Genomic DNA, 20,489 nt, shown 5'->3' on the forward strand with positions numbered 1-20,489 from the left:
CCCGCACCAGCGCCCGTTCCCGCGCCGGCACCTGCCCCACCACCCTCAAACGGTGGATCGGTGTCGGCCGCGATCAGCTACGCCATGTCCAAGACTGGTTCCCCACACTTCTACCAGTGGGGCGGTGCAGGACCGCGGGGATTCGATTGCTCGGGACTCGTGCAGCAGGCATTCGCCTCTGCCGGTATCTCCCTGCCACGGGTAGCCACCGCACAATATGCAGCCAGCTCCAACCATGTCCCGCTGGCACAGGCTCAGGCGGGTGACCTGGTGTTCTGGGGATCGCCAGGGAATTTCTACCATGTTGGCATCTACATCGGGAACAACAGGGTAGTGAACGCGCTCAACGAATCGCAGGGAATTCTCGTGACCGATCTGGCGCACATGGGCGGCATGCCGAACCTGTACCCGCTGGTCGCAAGGTTCTAGTTCTTTGTGCCGGGCCTCACCGCCCGGCACAAAGAACTGACGGCATTTGAACTAGCTGGTTGGGGCCACCATCGGCCCGAAGTTCTCCCGGTCAAGCAACCGTGGATCATTGCCATCCGGAACAACCAGCACGGGGCCCTTCGCGTGATGGAGAACACCCTGGCTGGTGGAGCCGAGCAGCATTCCAGCAAACCCGCCACGTCCCCGGGTGCCGACTACCAGCAGCTCGGACGTCCGCGAACTCTCGATCAGCACCTCAACCGGTGGACCGTCGAGCAGCTCCACCGAGATATCGAGGCTCGGAAAGTGGCTCTGCAGCCACTCCCTTCCTGCGTTCAGCGAGATGCGGATGTCCGCGTGGAGGGCTTCACGGTCCAACGGTGCGGGAACCCAGGCAAGGGATCCGGTGAAGGGCGGCAACGAGCAGACCACCCGCAGTGGCATCCCTCTGGATACGGCCTGCTCCGCGGCAGCAAGCGACGCCATCCGCGCCTGCTCCGAGCCGTCCACTCCCACCACCACAACCTGCTCCACCTGGTCTGCCGTGGGTCCCGGCTCCCCCTTCCCCTTCGGCGGCTCGACTCCCGCTTCAGTGAGCCGACGTGCGGCGCAGAGGGGGATAACGACCGTCGGGCATTTTGCGTGGGCCGGGACCGCGCTGCTGACCGAGCCCAGGAGGCGCCCGACGAAACCTCCTCTGCCACGGGACCCAACGACGATCAGTTCGGCTTCCTCGGACAGCTCCAGGAGGACGCCCGCAGCGTCTCCGGCCTCCACCCGTGGATCAATATCCACGGGGAGTCCCTGGAGACGTTCGACTGCCTGTTTGAGCACCGCCTCCGCACCCTCACGGATGACGGCGTCGTCAATTGTGGCGTACCCGGCATCCATGCTTGAGGCCGCGAACACCGGCACCGTATAGGCGGTGACGACGCTGAGGCGGGTACCTCGACGCGCCGCCTCATGGGCCGCCCAGACCAGGGCGCACTGGCTCTGATCAGAGCCGTCCACCCCCACCACAATGCCGCTGCCGTAGAGACTGTTCACACCATTTTCAGACTGTGCCTTTTCCATGGCCCTGCCTCCCTGCGGTCACAACTACCGGCGCCGGATCAGCGATCCTCGATCGCCGCCAAACTATTTCAAACCTTACTCTTCCGCATAGGACTATTCACCGTGGTCAAAGTTATATAGGCTTCGAGAAATCGTTACTTGAATGAGCCACATTTTGCTCAGGCGTAACGAAATGCGCTTGGTTGACCCGTTCGCAGCCAAGTGTCCGCACAGCCCGGAAGAGGCGCCGGGCTGTGCGGAACTAACCCTTCCCTTTCGGAGGTCTACCCTGTGAGTTCACCGTCGCCCGGAACCGGTGCCTCGCGCTCAGACGTGCACGGCGGTGCGGAGCTCACCACCACGGTCGTCATTGGATCGGGTCTTTCGGGATTGGCTGTGGCCAGCGAACTCAGTCGTCGGGGTATCGAGTCAATCGTTGTGGAATGCATGGACCCGCTCGATACCGGTCAGCTGTCCCGTACGGTGATGACCGACTCGGTGTCCCTATCGGAACGAACAGAGCTGCTTCGGCTGCTGCGCGGTTATGCGAGCAGCCATTCATTGGACATCCGGCACAGCACCATCGCCGAGAATTTGTGCGTGGTGGGCCATTCGAAGTTGTTGCCCACCCCTGTGCTCGGGTCCAAGAAATGGGCGGTCCAAACCGGAAGCGGCGTGCTACTGGCCGACCATGTGGTGCTGACCAAGTACCCGCAGAACCAGTTGCGGCGGTTCCTGCTGTCGCTTGGTCTGGCGGTTGGCAACGACCTCAAGGCTGCAGCGCGGGCGATTGGCCTGCATCTGGTGGGAGTCGGCGAGCTGCTCAGCCCCAGCACCCGAGAAATTGTCAGGCAAGCGAAACTGGTCAGTGCTGCGATTGTTCAGCACCCTCCGCTACGGCTGCCACCGACCCGGGCACTCGGCGCCTAGGCCCTCCCCTGGCCACGCGCCCATCTGGCCACCGACGACGACGGGAGGACCGGAAGTATCCGGTCCTCCCGTCAACAGGCGGTAGCCCTTGGGGATATCGAGAGGGTTAGCCCTTGAGCCCATCAATGAAGTCAGGGTTTTCCTCAAGCCACTGCTCGACGGCTTCAGCCTCTTGGCCCGACCCAAACTCGTTGACAACGAGGTTCTCAAGCTGACCGTACTGGTCGTCGTCCAGCTTGAAGTTGGTCATCATTTCGGCGATCTCGGGGAAGTCCTCGGTGAATCCGGTACGCGCCAACGTGTGCAGTCCTTCTACCGGGCCAAGCGCTGCCTCAGGGTCTTCGAGGTCCTTCAGAGGGAAGGAACTGTTGGCCCAGAACGGCTTCCACAGGGTCACCACGATGTCCTCCTCGGCATCGACGGCGCTTTGCAGCTCCGTCAGCATCGCCGTCGTGGATGACTCAACCAGCTCGTAGTCCTCCTCAAGGCCATACGTTGGCATAACGCTGTCCTTGGTCACCGCCGTCAGGCCGGCTCCTGGTTCGATACCCACGATCCGGCCGTCGAACATGTCGGCGTTCCCGGTCAGGTCCGCGATCGAATCGATATCGGTGTATTCCGGCACGGCGAAAGTCAGTTTGGCGTTGTCGTAGTAGGCGCCAAGATCCTCAATGTCGTCGCCATACTCTTCCATGTACTCGGCGTGCGTCGCTTCGGACCAGCCCGAGGGGTAAACGTCGACATCTCCGTTGGAGAGGCCCGTGTAGAGCGGCGCGGCCTCGCTCAATTCCTGAATCTCGACGTCGATGCCTTCGGCTTCAAGGATGTTCTCCCAGAGGTAGGCGGTGCTCAGCCCGTCGGTCCAGGAGGGGATGATACCCAGCGTGATGGATTGGGCCGCTGCTTCGGATCCCTCGTCGCTTGGGGCATCCGATCCACCGCATGCTGTTGCGCCGAGCGCAACAGTCATCAGTGCAGCAAGTACTCCGACCCGGCGGGTACGTAATTTGTTAGTCATTGATCTTCTTTCCTTATTCATCGGAGGGCGCCTTCTAAACCGGCGCCCGAGGATTGGTTGGAGGGTCAAGATTTTGTGGCGAGCGGAACTGGCTTGTTTTCGGGACGACCGAACAACCGACCCAGGGCGCCGAGAACGCGGCGGTCACGGTCTGATCTACCATCTCCGACGGCAGCAGTGACCCGGTCGAGGAAGATCGCGAGGACCACCACCGACAATCCGGCTTCGAAGCCCAGACCGATATCGAGTTGCGCGATCGAGGAGGTGACGGCACCGCCGAGGCCGCCGGCGCCCACGAGCCCGGCGATGACCGCCATCGAGAGTGCAAGCATGATTACCTGGTTGACGCCGGCCATGATCGTCGGTAGCGCCAAGGGGATCTGGATGCCGCGCAGGATGTGTCCTGGTGTGCTGCCGAACGCATGTCCGGCCTCGACCACCTCGGAATCGACCTGACGGATACCTAGTTCGGTCAGGCGCACTCCCGGCGGCAGGGCGAAGATGACTGTCGCAACCACACCACCGGCGGGACCGATGCTGAACAGCGTCACCACGGGCACCAGCCAGACGAAGGCTGGCATGGTTTGCATCAGGTCCATTACCGGGCGGATCGCGTTACTCACCGCAGCGGACTTCGCTGCCGCGATGCCGAGTGGAATAGCGATCACGAGCGCGATGAAGGTGGCGATGAGGACCAAAGCCAACGTTGTCATCGCGTTTTCCCACTGATCAACGCTGATGATGAAGGCCAAACCCACGAATGACACGACGGCGAACTTCCAGTCCTTCACCAACCAGGCCAGTAGTGATAACAAGGCCACAAGCACGAGGGGCGCCGGGGAGTTCAGTAGGTCAGCCAGTCCGTCGGTGGCACCGAGAACGAGGTCACGTACTGCCTGGAAGAACCCGCCGAGATTGTCGTCGACCCAGTCGAAGACGGTCTCGATCCCTTCGCCGACAGGAATGCGGGGCACAATTTCACCGTCGGTGCGGCTGGTCATCAGGCTCACGCCATTACCTCCTGATCGGGTCCAACATGCTCAACTGTCGCGTTGGGGTCGCCCAGGGCATTGAGGAGCGTAACCCGCGGAATCACACCGCTTAGCCGCCCCCGGTCATCGACGACTGCGAGTGCCACGACACTTTCAGCAGCGGCTGTCATTAGGTCGGCGAGTGGGGTGTCAAGGCGGACCGTCGCCGCGGAGCGAAGCAGTCCGTCAAGATTGTCTGTGCCCTTTGCGACGGCGGCGGCAACGTCGTGCTCATGCACGATCCCGTGCAGGGTCTTGTCCCATCCGACAACCATCAGGCTGGACAGCTGGTGCTCGCGGAGAAGCTTGTGTGCGGCGCGTGGGCCCTGTTCGCTGCCGAGCAGTGCGACGGGCTGCTCCATCACGGCCGATGCGGTGAGCACCCGAGTGCGATCCACGTCCTGCACGAACTTCGCAACGTAGTCGTTGGCAGGGTCGTTGAGGATTTGTTCAGTGGTGCCGATCTGCACAATCCGCCCGTCGCGCATCATCGCTATCCTGTCGCCCAGGCGCATCGCCTCGTTGAGGTCGTGGGTGATGAACAGGATGGTTTTGCCAAGCTGGTGCTGCAGGTCAACCAACTGGTCCTGCATTTCGCGTCGAATGAGCGGATCGAGTGCGCTGAACGCCTCATCCATCAGCATGACGTCGGTCCCGGCTGCAAGAGCCCGTGCCAGACCCACTCTCTGCCGCATCCCGCCGGAGAGTTCTCCCGGAAGTGACCCGCCCCAGCCCTCAAGGCCGACCATCTGCAAGGCCACCTCAGCCTTTTTCTCACGTTCAGACCGGTTCAGCCCCTGCACCTTCAGCCCGTAGGCGGCGTTCTCACCAACTGTGCGGTGGGGAAGGAGCGCGAAATGCTGGAAAACCATGCTGACCTTCTCCCTCCGCACACGCCGGAGGTCCTTGCCCTTCAACCGGGTGATGTCCTCACCGGCGACCTTCATCGTGCCTGCAGTCGGCATCAGAAGGCCGTTCACCATCCTGATCAGCGTCGACTTTCCGGACCCGGACAAGCCCATCACCACGAAGATTTCGCCCTCGGCGACGTCAAAGCTGGCGTCGATAACGGCCGGGGTCAGGTTGTCCTTGCGGAGGTCCTCGCGGCTAGCGCCAGCCCGCATCCGATCGACGGCACGTTCGGGCCTGTGTCCGAAGACCTTATAGACCTCGCGGGCCTCAATGACTGGCACAGTTATCTTGCTCCTCGCTCTACGTTGCTTTTGATTTGCGCAGCCTGCGGCAGCTCAATTTACACTTGCTACGGAACGCTGAATGGCACCACAAGGTGCACTGGCTCAAAGAGGCTAAGGCAAAAAGATTGCTACCCCTCTGCACCGCTACAAAATCGGAAAATAGGTCTGCACATTTGCAGACAACGGACGGGCAACAATTGCCCTAATCCAAATTCGGCGATCACTATCGGCGGTATTGAGTAACCCAATATACCGGTGACAGCTCGTCCCGGACGCGGAAAAACCCCGCCTGGCACCTCAAGACCGACTTCCAGGCACGCTGCTTCAGGGCCGACCCGAACCGTCGGAGGGCGTCCGATCCCGATGAACTCAGGGATTTTTAAAGAAGGAGTAGCCAGCTGATTCATGCCAGCGAATCGATGTTCTTTCGTTATATACGAGGGCGCCCGTTTGCCGACAGCAATGCAAATAGCGACCTAATAAGCTCCGGTAAGAATGATGGCTTTTGCGAATGAATTTTGGCCCTACAACTTCACAGCAGAGCTAAGCGTCGGCGCCTTGACGTAGCTTCTTCCGGGCGGTTACGGCCAGGACCACGGCCAGCGCGATCAGGACCACGACCATCACCACGATGCTCCACGGGAAATCACCCTGTGCAGCCTGCTCTGACTCCTCGATTTCAATTGGCCCCTGGGTGTTGGCAGCGGCGCCCGGGGGCTGCGCGGCCCCGCCTGCCGTCGCGGTGAACGCGAAGCTGCCTTCAATGGGATGGGAATCCGAGGAGACTACCCGCCAGTTCACTGTGTATTCACCCGCTGGCGCATCAGCGCGGAGCGGCTGGCTGGCCACCCGGTCAATGATTGCCACGTCACCTTCGGCCCAATTCTCGCCGTTCGCGTCGAGGACCTCGACCTCCGACCCAATCCCCGACGGCACATTGGAGAAGGTCAACTCCACCACCTCGGGAAGCATCTCGACGCTCGCCCCTGGCTCAGGGGTGCTGCCGGTCATCTCGTCATGGGCATTGGCTGCCGGGGCGGACCCGAGGACAGTCATCAAGGCCACCAGCAACATCGCGGCCAGTAGGGCGGCGACCCTCAGGAACGAATGATCGACGACGGAGCGTGCAGCGGGGTAGGTAGTACTCATGTGTCAACTCTACGTGGCGGGCCTGTCAGCACGCTGGGAGAAGCGGCGCACCCGGCGTCGAGCGGATAGACTCGATCCGCAGACCACACCCCCCACCGTTCGAGGAATGACCATGCTCAAAAAGGGTTCCGTACTGGACCGCTATTTCGAAGTAACCCACCGCGGTAGCACTATGTCCCGGGAGATCCGCGGCGGAGTGGCAACTTTCTTCGCCATGAGCTACATCGTTGTCCTCAACCCGCTGATCCTTGCCGGGGCCGATTCATCGGGCGCCGAGCTGGGCTTCGAACGGGTCGCAGCCGTGACGGCATTGGTCGCAGGAATCCTGACGATCGTGATGGGCGCCTGGGCCAAGTACCCGTTTGCCCTCGCGACCGGCCTCGGCGTCAACGCCTTCGTGGCCATCACCGTCGCCACCAACCCTGAACTCACCTGGCCGCAGGTCATGGGTCTAGTGATGCTGGCCGGCCTCACCATGCTCATCCTGGTTCTCACCGGATTCCGGACCGCAGTATTCAACGCAGTCCCTGAAAGCCTCAAAACCGCGATTGTGGTCGGTATCGGCCTCTTCATCGCGCTCATCGGACTCGTCAATGCTGGGTTCGTCAGGCGGGTGCCGGATGTCGCTCAAACCACAGTGCCAGTGGGCCTCGGTTTCGAAGGCGCGCTGCTGGGCTGGCCCACCCTGGTGTTTGTCTTCGGTCTGATTCTGACCATCGCGTTGGTGGTCCGCAAGGTGCGAGGCGGGATCCTGATCGGTGTCATTGCCTCAACCATTCTCGCCGTCAGCATTGAAGCAGTGGCCGACGTCGGGCCAAGCGTTGGCCCGGACGGCACCAACGCCCAGGGCTGGTCCCTGGTGGTCCCCGAACTTCCGACCGGGGCCTGGGTGGGAGTTCCTGATCTGTCACTGATCGGCAACGTGAGCCTGTTCGGCGCCTTCAGCACCATCGGGGCGACCGCGGCCCTGCTGCTCACGTTCACCATCCTGTTGAGCATCTTCTTCGACGCCATGGGCACCATGGTGGGCCTCGCCAACGAGGCAAAGCTCGTGGACAAGAAGGGCAACATTCCCGGCGTCAACCGGGTCCTGGTGGTCGATGCCCTCGGCGCCGTCGCCGGCGGTGCCGGGTCGGTGTCCTCAAACCAGATCTACGTCGAATCGGGAGCTGGTATCGGTGAAGGCGCCCGCACCGGTATCGCCAACATCGTCACCGGCGTATTGTTCCTGCTGGCGATGTTCTTCACCCCCCTGATCTCCCTGGTGCCGTTCGAAGCCGTGGCGCCGGCGCTCGTCGTCGTTGGGTTCATGATGGTGGCACAGGTAGGCCGCATCGACTGGCAGGACTGGGGGGTTGCGATCCCCGCGTTCCTGACCTTCATCCTGATGCCGTTCACGTACTCGATTGCCAACGGCCTGGGCGCCGGGTTCATTGCCTATGTGCTGGTCCGCACCTTCCAGGGTCGAGCCCGGGAAATTCACCCCCTGATGTGGGTTGTGGCGGGCGCATTTGTGGTGTTTTTCGGTATTGGACCGATCGAACTGGCGCTGGGTCTGCGATAGTCCTGGGCTGGTCCCGCGGTAGGGGCCAGCCCAGGCTGACCGTCAGCGCGCGGACCAGCCCCCGTCCATCACATACGACGAACCAGTCACCATGCCTGCCACGTCGGACGCCAGCCAGCACACCAGAGCTGCCACTTCTTCCGGTTCGACCATCCGTTTGATGGCACTTTCCGTGAGCATGATGGTGGACAGCACGTCTTCCTCGGAGATCCCGTGCAGACGCGCCTGGTCAGTGATCTGGTTTTCGACCAGCGGGGTGCGGACATATCCGGGGTTCACGCAGTTACTGGTGACGCCGTACTCGCCACCCTCCAGCGCCGTCACCTTGGACAAGCCCTCCAACCCGTGCTTCGCCGACACGTAGGCCGCCTTGAACGGCGACGCCCGCAGCCCGTGGATTGAGGACAGGTTAATGATCCGGCCGAAGCCTCTGTCGTACATCGCGGGCAGCGCGGCTCGGATCAGCAGGAAGGGTGCCTCCAACATCAGCGTGTGGATCCGTCGGAAGTCGGCTGGGTCAAACTTGTGGATTGGCTGTACCGCCTGGATACCGGCGTTGTTGACGAGGATGTCGACGTCGAGGCTGAGGTCCTCAAGCTCCCCGGTACTCAGCAGGTCCACGGTCCACGATTCGCCATTCACTTCCTCGGCCAGCGCGGCGGCACCGTCGCCATCGCGGTCCGCGACGGTCACATGCGCACCCTGAGCGGCAAACGCCCGGACGGTAGCCGCTCCGATCCCGCTGGCACCGCCGGTCACGAGCGCCCGGCGCCCGGCGAGCGGCTGCGCGCTGGTAGTTCTGCCCGGACGTGCCGCCTCAACCGTCCGCTGGGTTGGTGGCTGGGCTGGCATCTTCACCTGTGTGGATGCCATCAGGCAGTACCGTTCGGAACCGGGATGCCGTGGCGCTCCGCGTCCGCGGCGTCGACGTCGCGCAGTGAGATTCCTTTGGTTTCCTTTAGGGTGACGACGGCGATGCCGGTCACCACACACGCACCCAGGACGTAGAGCGCAACCCCCACCCAGGAACCGGTCTCCTGAAGGATGGCCGTCGCGATGATCGGCGCCATCGACCCGGCAATAATCGATGTCACCTGGTAGCCGAGGGAAACCCCCGAATACCGCATGCGGGTGGGGAACATTTCAGCCATGATGGCTGGCTGTCCCGCATACATCAGGGCGTGGAAGCACAGGCCGATGGTGACCGCCAGGATGATGATCACTGGGTTCTGGGTGTCAAACATCGGGAAGGCGAAGAACGCCCAGGTGGCGCCGAGAATCGCTCCGGCAAGGTAGACAGGTTTGCGGCCGAAACGATCAGACAGCCGGCCCACCTGGGGAATCACCAGGAAGTGGACCACGTGGGCGATCAGCAGCGCGAGGAGGAGCTGGCTGGTGTCGTATTCATGGACGGTCTTCAGGTAGACGATCGAGAAGCTGACAATGATGTAGTAAAGAATATTCTCGGCAAAGCGCAAGCCCATGGCGCCCAGGATTCCCCTGGGGTATTTCTTAACTACCTCGAGGACCCCGTAGTTGATCGACTTCTCGCGCTCAACCTGTTCACGTGCCTCAAGGAAGATCGGCGCTTCACTGACGTGCGTCCGGATGTAGTAACCAATGACCACGATGACCGCTGATAGCCAGAACGCTACCCGCCAGCCCCAGGCCAGAAATTCGTCTTCGGGAAGGATGAACGACATGGTCAGCAGAACCACGGTTGCCAGGAGGTTGCCGACGGGGACAGCCGCCTGCGGCCAACTGGCCCAGAACCCGCGGGACTTGTTGGGGCTGTGCTCGGCAACCAGCAGAACGGCGCCACCCCATTCACCGCCGACGGCGAAGCCCTGCACGAAGCGCAGGACTACCAGCAGCGCCGGAGCCCAGTACCCGATCGTGTTGTAGCCCGGAAGGCAGCCCATCAGGAAGGTCGCTACACCGACCAGGATGATGGTCACCTGGAGGGTGTGCTTGCGGCCGAGCTTGTCTCCAATCTGGCCGAAGAAGATCCCGCCGAGCGGACGGGCGATGAAGCCGACGGCGTAGGTCAGGAACGCTGCGATGATCCCATCGAGCGGGGTCGCCGCGTTGGGGAAGAACACCACCGCGAAGACCAGGGTGGCGGCGGTGGCGTAGAGGAAAAACTCGTACCATTCGACAACTGTCCCGACCATCGAGGCTGCGACAACTTTTTTCAGACCTGACTCGTCGGTACGGTCGCGCCCCGGGGTTCCCTGCGGGCCGGACTGGGTGGAGCGTTGATTGACGCTCATGGCTTTCTCCTTCTGTGTCGACGGTGACACTATGCCTACTGGGTACTGTGACAGGCGTCACCCCAGGAACAACCTCATTGAGTATTGCTGCAGATGTTGACCGCTTCAATGACCAACTCCGCACCTCGATACTGCGAAAATGCAGATATGAGCTTTCCCAACCCCAGCGACCTGTTGATTCTGTTGACCGTCTCCCGCAGCGGCCGGTTCACTACTGCCGCCGAGGCGCTGGAGCTGAACCACACGACTGTGTCCCGGCGGATCGCTGCCCTGGAGAAAAGCCTCGGCGGTCATGTCCTGGTTCGGGCCAGCGGTGGGTGGGAGCTCACCGAGTTGGGTTTTCGAGCGGTCGCCGCAGCTGAGCGGGTCGCATCAGCGGTGAATGGGTTGGCCGACGGCGACGACGACGCCCCGGTAACCGGCGTCGTCCGGATGAGCGCCACCGACGGATTCAGCGCCTACATCGCCGCGCCAGCGTTCGCCAGGCTGCGGCGGGAGCATCCNCCCCGACTGTCCGTCGAGATAGTCGCCGCCACTCGCCGCGCCTCGCAGACCCGCAGCGGACTTGATCTTGAGGTGGTGGTCGGTGAACCTCAGGTGCATCGCGCTGAGGCGTTCCGGTTGGGTGAATACATGCTGGGCCTCTACGCCTCCCGGGAGTACCTGTCCGAATGGGGCACCCCGCGCAGTGTCGTCGAGGCAGCTGAGCACCAGTTGGTCTACTTCATTGATTCGATGCTGCAGGTGGACAGTCTCGACACCCCTCGGCGGTTACTGCCGACCATGAAGGATTCGCTCAGTTCCACCAATGTCTTTGTCCATGTGGAGGCTACCCGGGCTGGCGCCGGGATTGGGCTCCTGCCCTGTTTCATGGCAGACCGGCATGATGATCTGGTCCGTCTTCTTCCTGCCGAGATCGCCGAGCGGCTCGGCTACTGGCTGGTCGCCAGACCGGATTCACTGCGGCAGCCAGCCGTAGCTGTGGTTGTTGCGGCCCTCCGCGATGCTACTGCAGCCTACGAAGATCACCTGCTGGGCAGATCCGCGATCCGGTTCTGACTACCTTCGCCCGGCTGCAGGGTCACTGATCGTGGAGGACCTGCGCGCCGTTGCTGAACTTCCGCACCCGGGCGTCGTCCCACACCTGAGCTGGTACTCCCCCACCCAGCAGCACGCGAGCCAGCCCCGGATCCTGATCCAGTGGTGTCTCGCTGCCGGCGATGATGACGTTGCCATACCGTCGTCCCTTCAGCATGGCTGGGTCAGCGATCACTGCTGTGTAAGTAAATGCCTCACCGATGGTGGCCGCCTCCCGGCGGGCGCCGGCGAGGTCCGGTGAGTCACCGCAGTTGACCAGATAGAGGCCGTTTTCACTGAGCACCCTCTTGGCGTGCTGGGTGAACTCAAGGGTGGTCAACGGCCGTGGGGTTTTGCTGCCCGCAAAAACATCGCGGATGATCAGATCGCGGCTTCCGGCGGTGAGGGATTCCGTTACCTCGCGGGCTTCGCCCACCCTGATGCGCACCAGCGGGGCACGCGGGAGGTCAAACCAGTCCCGCACCAACCCGGCAAGTCTGCCATCGAGTTCCACCACCACCTGACGAGCCTCCGGTACCGATGCGGCGAAGTACCGCGCCAGCGAACAGGCTCCGCCGCCGAGGTGGAGCGCCCGCAGGGGCCCGCCGTCGCGTCGCTGGGATTCGACCAGTGCCGCGATCCACCTCATGTATTCGAAGTCCAGGCGCAACGGGTCGCTGAGATCGATGTGCGAACTGGGTACTCCGTTGACCTTGAGGATCCAGCCGTTGGGGTTGAACGGGTCGGGTTCCACTTCGCAGGTGCCGGTGTCAATGTCGTAGGTTCCGGCAACCGGTCCTGAGTCGCCCTGATCGGGCTGGGCTTTCGGGTCGCCGGGCCGGGCCGGTCTCTGCCGTCCCATTACTGCCGCCCCACCTTAGGAGTGGTCAGCCCGTCGGCGATCATGCCGGCATCCCGGGTTGAGCGGGCGAGCACCACTCCGAGGAGTTCGTCGTCGTCGGGAAGGGCGCGCCGAACCAGGAATATGGGCATAGGTGCCATGCTAGCCGCCCGGATGGCCACCATTACTGGCGGTGCATCCGGAACATCGGCCGGTGGTGCCAGGTGGGCCCGCAGAGAGTGTCCGTGCCGTCCGGTTCGAAGCCGTTCCGCCGATAGAAGCGTTCGGCCCGCGGGTTCCCGTTGAGAATCCACAGGTAGGCGGCCCGGTTTTCGATGGCGGTATCCAAAAGCCGCTGGCCCAACCCGGTGCCGTGGGACGCGGCGAGGGTGTAAATGTGGTGCAATTCGAAGTCGGGACGATCCTCATCCCGGCCCGGCCCCGACGTTGCGATGCCCACGGCCGTCCCAGCCTCATCGAACGCCACCCAACTGGAGGCACCGGCCTCGAGCGCAGCCCGCCGCTTGGCGATCAGGGCAGGCAGTTCGGCGTCGTAGTACGCGTGAAACTGGGGTGGCATGATCTGCGCATAGGTCTCGTGCAGGCCCTGCAGGTGGGTGCGGGAGTAGGTTTCTGCGTCGTCGGGCGACGCCCGGCGGATGGAAAAAATCACCCGCCCAGTTTATGCCGCGGCGGCAACGACCACGGCCACCGCAAACCCGTCCCAGTCCTTGGACCCGACGGTCTGGATAGCGGTTGCCTCCAGTTGGGGGTGGCTGCCCAGCAGTTCCAGCGCTTCCCGGGTGCCCCGCACCGCGTCATCACCGTTCGTCTCAAGGACGGTTCCACCGCGCACCACGTTGTCGAGGACGATCACGCTGCCTGGCCGGGACAACCTGATCGCCCAGTCCAGGTAACGCGGGTTGTTCGCTTTGTCGGCATCAATGAAGAACAGGTCGTAGGGTCCGGTCAGAGTGGGAAGGGTGTCGAGCGCTGCACCCACGTGGATGGTGACCTTATGGCCCTCACCTGCCTGATCCAGGTTCTGGCGGGCCACCTCGGCGTGGGCCTGCTCGTACTCGCAGGTATCAACCAGACCGTCGTCGGGCACGCCCCGGGCCAGCCAGATGGTGCTGAATCCGCCGAGGGTGCCAATTTCGAGGATCCGCCGTGCGCCCTGAATCCGTGCCAGCAGCATCAGGAATTTCCCCTGCGTGGGGGTGACTTCGATGGCGGGCATCCCCGCAGCGGCAGTCGCGTCAACTGCCCCGGTCAGCGCCTCATCCGGTTGGACCACCGTGTCCACCAGATAACGTTCGACAGCGGCCCACCCAGTCATGAATGGCCCTGGTACTCGTCCATCTCGTCAATGGCCTGCTCGAGGCGTTCCACTTTTCCGGTCAGCTCACACGAATAGCCTGGGCGGATGTCCGCCTTCAATACCAGTGAGACGCGGCTGCCGTACTTGCCGACTGCTGCGGTGGCCCGCTTGATCACGTCCATCACCTCATCCCACTCACCCTCGATCGTGGTGAACATGGAATCCGTCTGGTTGGGCAGGCCCGAGTCGCGGACAATCCTGACGGCTTCGGCCACTGCGTCGTGGACCGAACCATCCGCGTTCTCCGCCGTGGTGGCACCGGTTCCGGCTGGGGCAACTGAGAAGGCTACAAGCATGGTCCAAGTCTGGCATATCGGCACCCCAGCGGAAGGGGTTGCAGCAAGATTGGTGCTGAGCCAGCGAGATAAAATCTCCGGATGTGCCCGCCGTCATGGCTAGGTCGTCCACCGTTTGGCAGGATGGGGCAATGACTCGCGGAATATATGTCAGTGCCATGACTGAAGGCTCAGGTAAGTCCCTCATCTCTCTGGGGTTGGCGGACATGCTCCACCGGCATTCGGACCGGGTCGGGTTCTTCAGGCCCATCGTTGAAGGCGATGACGTGGAAGCGGACCCGATGGTCAACCTGATGCAGCGCTCATTCGATCTTCCGCCGGCACGCGCCCGCGGCGGTCTCACCCGCACCGAGGCGCGGGCCCTCCTGGTCAAAGGCCAGCGGGAAGAAATCGACACCCGGTGCGTCGCTATTTACAGCGAGATCGCGCGGGACTGCGACGTCATCATCGTCGAAGGCACCGACCTCAGCGGGCACGACGCCCCGCTCGAGTTCGACCTGAACGCTCGGCTCGCCAACAATCTCGGCGCCATGGTGCTGGCGGTTGTGAACGCCAAGGAGATGTCCGTGTCCGAAGCGGCCGACGCCGTCGACGTCGCCCGCCGCGAACTGGACGCCGCGCAGGTTTCGCTGCTGGCCATGATGGTCAACCGGGCGGCGGACGACGCCGTCGCTGAGATCAGCTCGCAGGTCCGCCCCGGGCGGTCCGGGCGTCCCGTGTATGTCATTCCGGAACTTGCGGAGATTTCCCGGCCCACCGTCGGCGAGGTAGCCCGCGCGCTCGGGGCCCGGCAGATTGCGGGTAGCCCCACCCTTGAACGGGACGTCGCGTCGATCAAGGTCGCCGCTATGAACGTCGGAAACTTTCTTCATAAGCTCACCGACGGGGCCCTGGTGATCGTCCCCGGAGATCGGGCCGACGTCATGGTGGCAACCCTTGCGTCCTCCTTCTCACCGGAATTCCCCGTGCCCTCCGGTCTGATCCTCACCGGTGGTCTCGCCCCTGATTCCACGATCCTTTCCCTGCTGGCGCAAGCGCCCTTCCCCGTTTTTACACTCGACGATGACACCTACACCGCAGCACGGCGGGTCAGTGAGGTGCGCGGGGAAATTGCGACCGGGTTGAAGCGCAAGGCGGCGGCGGCCCTCGGCGCCTGGGCCCGCCAGGTCGATGAGAAGGAGCTTCTTGAGCGGCTTGAACTCCCCCGGGCGCTCACCATGACGCCGCTGCGGTTCCTACACGACCTGATCGAGCGGGCACGGTCCCAGCGTCGCCACATCGTTCTCCCCGAGGGGGAGGACCTGAGGATCCTTCGGGCCGCCGAGATCCTGCACCGCCGGGACGTCTGCGATCTGACCATTCTCGGGCCAGAGACGAAGATCCGCGAGCTCGCGGCGGGGCAGGGCATCGACCTGTCCGGGCTCACCCTCGTTGATCCGGCCACGTCCGATTTGCGCGAAGAGTTCGCCGCCGAGTACGTGCGGCTACGGTCCCACAAGGGCGTGTCCATCGAAAATGCCCGGGAACGTATGCTCGAAGGCGCATACTTCGGAACCATGATGGTGCAGCTCGGGAAAGTGGATGGCATGGTCTCTGGGGCGGCGCACACCACCGCCAACACCATTCGGCCGGCGCTGGAGTTCGTGAAGACCAAGGAGGGTGTAAAGATCGTGTCCTCGGTCTTCTTGATGCTACTGAGCGACCGCGTACTGGTCTACGGCGACTGCGCCGTCAACCCCAATCCCAACGACGAGCAGCTCGCCGATATTGCGGTGGCCTCGGCGGAGACCGCTGAGCAGTTCGGCGTGGATCCACGGGTGGCCATGCTTTCCTACTCGACCGGCGAATCAGGTTCAGGCGGCGCAGTGGACGAAGTACGCCGAGCCACTGAGCTGGTGCGGGAATTGCGGCCAGAGCTTCCGGTGGAGGGCCCGATCCAGTACGACGCCGCCGTCGACGCCTCGGTCGCGAAGTCGAAGCTTCCCGGATCATCGGTCGCCGGTCAGGCTACCGTCTTCATCTTCCCCGACCTCAACACGGGCAACAACACGTACAAGGCAGTCCAGCAGTCGGCGGGCGCCGTGGCTGTGGGGCCGGTGCTGCAGGGCCTCCGGAAGCCGGTCAATGACCTTTCCCGCGGCTGCACCGTTGAAGATATCGTCAACACTGTGGCAATCACCGCCGTCCAGGCGCAGGACACCGGAGAGTGATTGGCAAAGGCGATCGACTGGTTCGGCTTACCGGACGCTGATCTCAGGAGGGAATGTCGCCAACGGTGCTGTATTTGCGCCGCCAGTCGCGGCCTTCCTCCCCGCCGTAGAGGGTCCAGTATTCGCGGCCTGAAGTGATAACGCCGTCGGCGACGGTCCAAATCGAGACAACACGGAAGATGCCAACGTCCTCCTGAGGCACCTGTACCTCGGACACGACGACGTCGCCAGCGTCGTAAACATTTAACACGTCAATGCTCCAGCCGTTCGGATGCTCTGAATTCACCGCAACTAGGTTGTCCTTGCCACGGATGATTTCGCGCGTGACGGGCCAGAAGACCTCCACGTTGTCGGCAAGTGTTCGTCCAACAGCGTTCCAGTCCCGGCTCCACACCGCCGACCAATACCGCCGGACCACCTCGGTAGCTTCCATACGCCGATGCTACTCGACTTGCCATCCACCTACATCGGAAATGGGTTGTTGCTGGTGCGCCAGTCGCCTGCTGAAGGACGCCACCGCACGACGTCAGCAGCCTCCAGTAGAGTTTCAGGCAGGAGGCACCATGATCATTCTTGTCATCAACTCGGGCTCATCATCGCTGAAGTATCAGGTACGCGACACCGGATCCGGCGAACGGTTAGCCGAAGGCACCGTGGAGCGGATCGGCGATCCCACCCACGGCGGTCCAGCCGACCACCAGGAGGCACTTGACCGGGTGACGGCCGATGTTGAAGTAGCGCTGCAGGGACAGGGCATTGACGCCGTCGGCCACCGGGTGGTGCACGGCGGCGAACGGTTCAGCGAACCGGTCCTGGTGGACAACGAGATCACGAGATCCATTGAACGCCTCAGCCCCTTGGCGCCCCTCCACAATCCGGCAAACGTTCAGGGCATCCGGGCGATAACCGCCAAATGGCCCAACATGCCGCAGGTCGCGGTTTTTGATACGGCCTTCCACCGCACCCTGCCCGAACCAGCCTGGCGGTATGCAGTCCCCGACGAGCTGTACACCAGGTTCGGGATCCGCCGCTATGGTTTCCACGGCACCTCAATTGGCTATGTCGCCCACCACGCAGCCGCCCTGCTGGGGTTGGCGCCCTCCGAGTTCACCGGAATCATTGCCCACCTGGGCAATGGTGCTTCCATCACCGCAGTCAGGTCGGGAGCCAGCATCGACACCTCCATGGGGTTCACACCGTTGGAGGGCCTGGTGATGGGGACCCGCTCCGGCGACATCGACCCATCGATCCTGCTGTTCCTGAGCAGGGAAGGCTACTCGGCCGATGATCTCGACCAGCTCCTCAACCGCGAATCCGGCCTGAAAGGGTTGACCGGGCAGAACGACATGCGTTCAGTCGTGGAGTCAGCGGCTGCCGGGGAGGTCAGGGCCGAGCTAGCCCTTGACCTCGCGTCTTACCGCCTCGCCAAGTACATCGGCGGATATCATGTGGCCGTCGGCGGCGCCCAGGCGCTGGTGTTCACCGCCGGCATCGGCGAGAACTCCTGGCAGTTCCGCGAGCGCGTGGTCAACAGATTGGGCGCGCTCAACGTCCACCTCGACGACGCCGAGAACCGTAAGAAGAGCTCGGCCCTCCGCCAGATCAGCACGGAGGAGTCTGCGTTCCCCGTGCTCGTTGTGCCCACCGACGAAGAGGCAGCAATCGCGGAGGCGACCGCCGCCGTCGTCGTCGGACGCTGACCTCGTCGCCGGTTCAGGGCATCCCAGCAAGCCGCGCCAACGCCGCCGCCACTGCACCGGCAACAACAACCACGAGGAATGGCGCGCGCAACAGCAGCGCAACCGCGGCAGCGGCCAAGGCCACAATCCTGGCATCGAGGGCCAGTTGCTGCCCCGAGGCGAACGTGTTGACGGCCGTGAGCGATGCGAGGAGCCCAATGGTCAGGGTGCCGGCAACCCGGGACATCCGCGGGTTATCCATCCACCGGGCCGGAACCAGATAGCCAGCGAGTTTGGTGAGAAACGCAAGCGCGCAGGCCAGCAGTATCCAGAACCACAGGTTCATCGGTGCTCTCTCTCCTCCGCGTAGGGGTCAATGTCGGGTTCCATACCTTCATCCGGGCGTCCATGACCAAACCAGCCGATTGCGCCGGCCACCGCGGCGGCAATCAGGATGGGCAGCCCGGGGGCAACCACGGGGACGACCGCTACCGTGACCAGCGCGCAGACCACAGCGATGGCGGCCGGCTCCCTGGTTCGGAGCCGCGGCCAGAGCAGGCCCAGGAATGCGGCGACTGCTGCACCATCGAGGCCCCAGCGCGCCGGGTCGCCCAGCGCGCCGCCGAGCAGCGCACCGGCGACGGTGAACATGTTCCACAACACGAACACACCGATTCCCGCGCTCCAGAACCCCCGTCGTCGTTCGTCCGGATCGGTCTGCCCGCTCGCGGTAGCTGCCGACTCGTCGACGGTGACCTGCGCGGCCACGAACCGTCGCCAGCCGGTGGGCCGCACCAGCGCGTTCATTTGCATGCCATACACCGCATTACGGATTCCCAGCAGCGAGGCGGCAGTCATCGCCGCGGCCCCGGTGCCGCCGCCTCCCACCACCCCGATGAAGGCAAATTGCGAGCCGCCGCTGAACAGCAGCAGGCTCAAGGCCATGGTCTGCCAGATGTCGAAGCCCGAGGTGACTGACAGCGCACCAAAAGAAAGCCCGTACAGCCCCGTGGCGACCGAGATTGAGAGACCAACCCGAACGGCGGGCGACTGCAGATATTTCACCAAGTCAGCGTAGGGCTCCGGCGGGCAATCGGCCACTTGGCTTTCAATCCGGGTCAATCAGAGCAATACTAAAGATAGTCAGCTTACTTACTACCAACTGGAGTGTGCATCATGAAGGCAGTAACATGGCAAGGCCGTCGCACCGTCAGCGTTGAACAAGTCCCGGATCCCGTCATCCAGGAACCCACCGACGCGATCGTCCGCATCACCTCCTCGGCAATCTGCGGGTCCGACCTGCACTTGTACGAAGTGTTGACCCCCTACATGCACAAGATCGATGTGTTGGGTCACGAGCCAATGGGGATAGTCCAGGAGGTTGGTAGCGCCGTTACCAACCTGCGCCCTGGAGACCGCGTCGTGATCCCGTTCAACATTTCCTGTGGTCACTGCTGGATGTGTGTCCGCGGGCTGCAGTCGCAGTGTGAAACCACTCAGGTCCGCGAACAGGGTTCCGGGGCCAGCCTGCTCGGCTTCTCCGAACTCTACGGTTCGGTGCCCGGTGGCCAGGCGGAATTCCTGCGCGTCCCCCACGCCGACTACGGGTCGGTCAAGGTCGGCCACGAACTACCTGACGAGCGGTACCTGTACCTCTCTGACATCCTCCCCACTGCATGGCAGGGCGTGAAGTACGCTGACGTGCCCGACGGCGGCACCCTCGCCGTCTTCGGTCTCGGGCCGGTGGGGCAGTTCGCCGCACGGATCGGACGCCATTTCGGACAGCGGGTCATCGCCGTCGAGCCTGTCGCGGAACGACGTGCGATGGCTGAACGCCACGGCATTGAGACCCTCGACTTCACGAAAGATATCGGCGACGAGCTGCGGGAAATGACCGACGGGCGCGGCCCGGACGCGGTAGTGGACGCCGTCGGCATGGAATCCCACGACTCCCCACTGGGCGCCTTTGCCCAGAACGCGGTCAACATGCTCCCGGAAGCCCTCGCCAAGAAGGCAATGGAAACCGCCGGGGTCGACCGTCTCACGGTCCTGCACGCTGCGATTGACTCGGTGCGCCGCGGCGGAACCATCTCCCTCAGCGGCGTCTACGGCGGAACAGCAAGCCCCATGCCCCTGCTGAACATGTTCGACAAGCAGATCCAGACCCGCATGGGGCAATGCAACGTGCGCAACTGGACCGACGAACTGCTGCCCATCGTCGAGGACCCCTCCGATCCGCTGGGTGTGATGGATCTGATGACCCACACCATCGGCATCGACGAGGCGCCAGCCGCCTACGAGAAGTTCCAGAAGAAGCAGGACGGCTGCATCAAGGTGATCATCCGCCCCTAGTTAGAGGCCG

The 20,489-nt window shown here is 63.2% G+C and carries 22 protein-coding genes; 7 read left to right on the forward strand and 15 right to left on the reverse strand.

The genetic code is table 11. From position 1 onward, the window contains the following. Positions 1 to 429, forward strand: a 429-nt coding sequence (locus B384_RS19190; protein WP_019483917.1) for a C40 family peptidase, incomplete at its 5' end; no start/stop codon positions are given. A gap of 51 nt (positions 430 to 480) precedes the next feature. Here B384_RS19190 and B384_RS0115025 read toward each other — a convergent pair. Then, positions 481 to 1,503, reverse strand: a complete 1,023-nt coding sequence (locus B384_RS0115025) for a universal stress protein (protein WP_019483918.1) — start codon at positions 1,501 to 1,503, stop codon at positions 481 to 483. 270 nt (positions 1,504 to 1,773) lie between these two features. On the opposite strand from B384_RS0115025, the gene B384_RS0115030 reads away from it, so the two are divergent. After that, positions 1,774 to 2,412, forward strand: a complete 639-nt coding sequence (locus B384_RS0115030) for an FAD-dependent monooxygenase (protein ID WP_019483919.1) — start codon at positions 1,774 to 1,776, stop codon at positions 2,410 to 2,412. Positions 2,413 to 2,518: 106 nt separating this feature from the next. Here B384_RS0115030 and B384_RS19195 read toward each other — a convergent pair whose 3' ends face one another. The 4 genes from B384_RS19195 to B384_RS0115050 all read right to left on the reverse strand — a co-directional run bounded on the left by B384_RS19195 (position 2,519) and on the right by B384_RS0115050 (position 6,806). Then, entirely contained in the window at positions 2,519 to 3,430 is a 912-nt protein-coding gene (locus B384_RS19195) for a glycine betaine ABC transporter substrate-binding protein (RefSeq protein ID WP_019483920.1), read from the reverse strand. A 65-nt stretch (positions 3,431 to 3,495) separates the two neighbouring features. Then, on the reverse strand, positions 3,496 to 4,431 hold the full coding sequence (locus B384_RS0115040) for an ABC transporter permease (RefSeq protein ID WP_156809126.1): 936 nt from the start codon (positions 4,429 to 4,431) through the stop codon (positions 3,496 to 3,498). A gap of 5 nt (positions 4,432 to 4,436) precedes the next feature. Next, entirely contained in the window at positions 4,437 to 5,654 is a 1,218-nt protein-coding gene (locus tag B384_RS0115045; RefSeq protein WP_019483922.1) for a quaternary amine ABC transporter ATP-binding protein, read from the reverse strand. 546 nt (positions 5,655 to 6,200) lie between these two features. After that, positions 6,201 to 6,806 carry a copper resistance CopC family protein gene (locus tag B384_RS0115050; protein ID WP_019483923.1) on the reverse strand — a complete coding sequence of 202 codons (606 nt, stop codon included), beginning with the start codon at positions 6,804 to 6,806 and terminating at the stop codon, positions 6,201 to 6,203. Positions 6,807 to 6,918: 112 nt separating this feature from the next. Between B384_RS0115050 and B384_RS0115055 the strand changes: the two genes are divergently transcribed. Further along, positions 6,919 to 8,370, forward strand: coding sequence for an NCS2 family permease (locus B384_RS0115055; protein ID WP_019483924.1), 1,452 nt, complete (start codon positions 6,919 to 6,921; stop codon positions 8,368 to 8,370). 42 nt (positions 8,371 to 8,412) lie between these two features. On the opposite strand, the gene B384_RS0115060 is transcribed toward B384_RS0115055, so the two are convergent. Continuing rightward, entirely contained in the window at positions 8,413 to 9,243 is an 831-nt protein-coding gene (locus B384_RS0115060; protein ID WP_019483925.1) for a 3-hydroxybutyrate dehydrogenase, read from the reverse strand. Next, complete coding sequence (locus B384_RS0115065) at positions 9,243 to 10,643, reverse strand: MFS transporter (RefSeq protein ID WP_019483926.1); 1,401 nt, start codon at positions 10,641 to 10,643, stop codon at positions 9,243 to 9,245. Before B384_RS0115065 ends, B384_RS0115060 begins: the two co-directional genes overlap by 1 nt. Before the next feature lie 108 nt (positions 10,644 to 10,751). Here B384_RS0115065 and B384_RS0115070 point away from each other — a divergent pair, with 108 nt between their 5' ends. Further along, entirely contained in the window at positions 10,752 to 11,702 is a 951-nt protein-coding gene (locus B384_RS0115070; protein WP_026041218.1) for a LysR family transcriptional regulator, read from the forward strand. A 22-nt stretch (positions 11,703 to 11,724) separates the two neighbouring features. On the opposite strand, the gene B384_RS0115075 is transcribed toward B384_RS0115070, so the two are convergent. The 5 genes from B384_RS0115075 to B384_RS0115095 are packed head-to-tail and all read right to left on the reverse strand — an operon-like array spanning position 11,725 to position 14,238. Beyond that, positions 11,725 to 12,582, reverse strand: coding sequence for a spermidine synthase (locus tag B384_RS0115075; RefSeq protein ID WP_019483928.1), 858 nt, complete (start codon positions 12,580 to 12,582; stop codon positions 11,725 to 11,727). Continuing rightward, positions 12,582 to 12,713, reverse strand: coding sequence for a hypothetical protein (locus B384_RS21320; RefSeq protein WP_272942580.1), 132 nt, complete (start codon positions 12,711 to 12,713; stop codon positions 12,582 to 12,584). The genes B384_RS0115075 and B384_RS21320 overlap by 1 nt, the downstream gene beginning before the upstream one ends. A gap of 32 nt (positions 12,714 to 12,745) precedes the next feature. Next, the gene (locus B384_RS0115085; protein ID WP_019483930.1) at positions 12,746 to 13,234 is read right to left on the reverse strand and encodes a GNAT family N-acetyltransferase; all 489 of its coding nucleotides are present in this window, start codon (positions 13,232 to 13,234) and stop codon (positions 12,746 to 12,748) included. A gap of 9 nt (positions 13,235 to 13,243) precedes the next feature. Continuing rightward, positions 13,244 to 13,900: an O-methyltransferase gene (locus B384_RS0115090; RefSeq protein ID WP_019483931.1), complete on the reverse strand. Its 657-nt coding sequence runs from the start codon at positions 13,898 to 13,900 to the stop codon at positions 13,244 to 13,246. Continuing rightward, a complete protein-coding gene (locus tag B384_RS0115095; RefSeq protein WP_019483932.1) occupies positions 13,897 to 14,238 on the reverse strand; it encodes a thiamine-binding protein in 342 nt (113 codons plus the stop codon). Before B384_RS0115095 ends, B384_RS0115090 begins: the two co-directional genes overlap by 4 nt. Positions 14,239 to 14,369: 131 nt before the next feature. Here B384_RS0115095 and pta point away from each other — a divergent pair, with 131 nt between their 5' ends. After that, positions 14,370 to 16,448, forward strand: a complete 2,079-nt coding sequence (pta, locus tag B384_RS0115100) for a phosphate acetyltransferase (protein WP_024477019.1) — start codon at positions 14,370 to 14,372, stop codon at positions 16,446 to 16,448. 43 nt (positions 16,449 to 16,491) lie between these two features. On the opposite strand, the gene B384_RS0115105 is transcribed toward pta, so the two are convergent. Beyond that, positions 16,492 to 16,881 (reverse strand): nuclear transport factor 2 family protein, encoded by a 390-nt coding sequence (locus B384_RS0115105; RefSeq protein ID WP_019483934.1) that lies wholly within the window; start codon positions 16,879 to 16,881, stop codon positions 16,492 to 16,494. A gap of 130 nt (positions 16,882 to 17,011) precedes the next feature. Between B384_RS0115105 and B384_RS0115110 the strand changes: the two genes are divergently transcribed. Further along, positions 17,012 to 18,148, forward strand: coding sequence for an acetate/propionate family kinase (locus B384_RS0115110; RefSeq protein WP_019483935.1), 1,137 nt, complete (start codon positions 17,012 to 17,014; stop codon positions 18,146 to 18,148). Positions 18,149 to 18,161: 13 nt separating this feature from the next. On the opposite strand, the gene B384_RS0115115 is transcribed toward B384_RS0115110, so the two are convergent. After that, complete coding sequence (locus B384_RS0115115; RefSeq protein ID WP_019483936.1) at positions 18,162 to 18,473, reverse strand: AzlD domain-containing protein; 312 nt, start codon at positions 18,471 to 18,473, stop codon at positions 18,162 to 18,164. Beyond that, a complete protein-coding gene (locus B384_RS0115120; RefSeq protein ID WP_024477018.1) occupies positions 18,470 to 19,192 on the reverse strand; it encodes an AzlC family ABC transporter permease in 723 nt (240 codons plus the stop codon). Before B384_RS0115120 ends, B384_RS0115115 begins: the two co-directional genes overlap by 4 nt. Before the next feature lie 111 nt (positions 19,193 to 19,303). Between B384_RS0115120 and B384_RS0115125 the strand changes: the two genes are divergently transcribed. Next, positions 19,304 to 20,479: a zinc-dependent alcohol dehydrogenase gene (locus B384_RS0115125; RefSeq protein ID WP_019483938.1), complete on the forward strand. Its 1,176-nt coding sequence runs from the start codon at positions 19,304 to 19,306 to the stop codon at positions 20,477 to 20,479. Positions 20,480 to 20,489 lie beyond the last annotated feature (10 nt).

This window comes from Arthrobacter sp. TB 23 (assembly GCF_000294595.1).
Classification (GTDB): domain Bacteria; phylum Actinomycetota; class Actinomycetes; order Actinomycetales; family Micrococcaceae; genus Arthrobacter_D.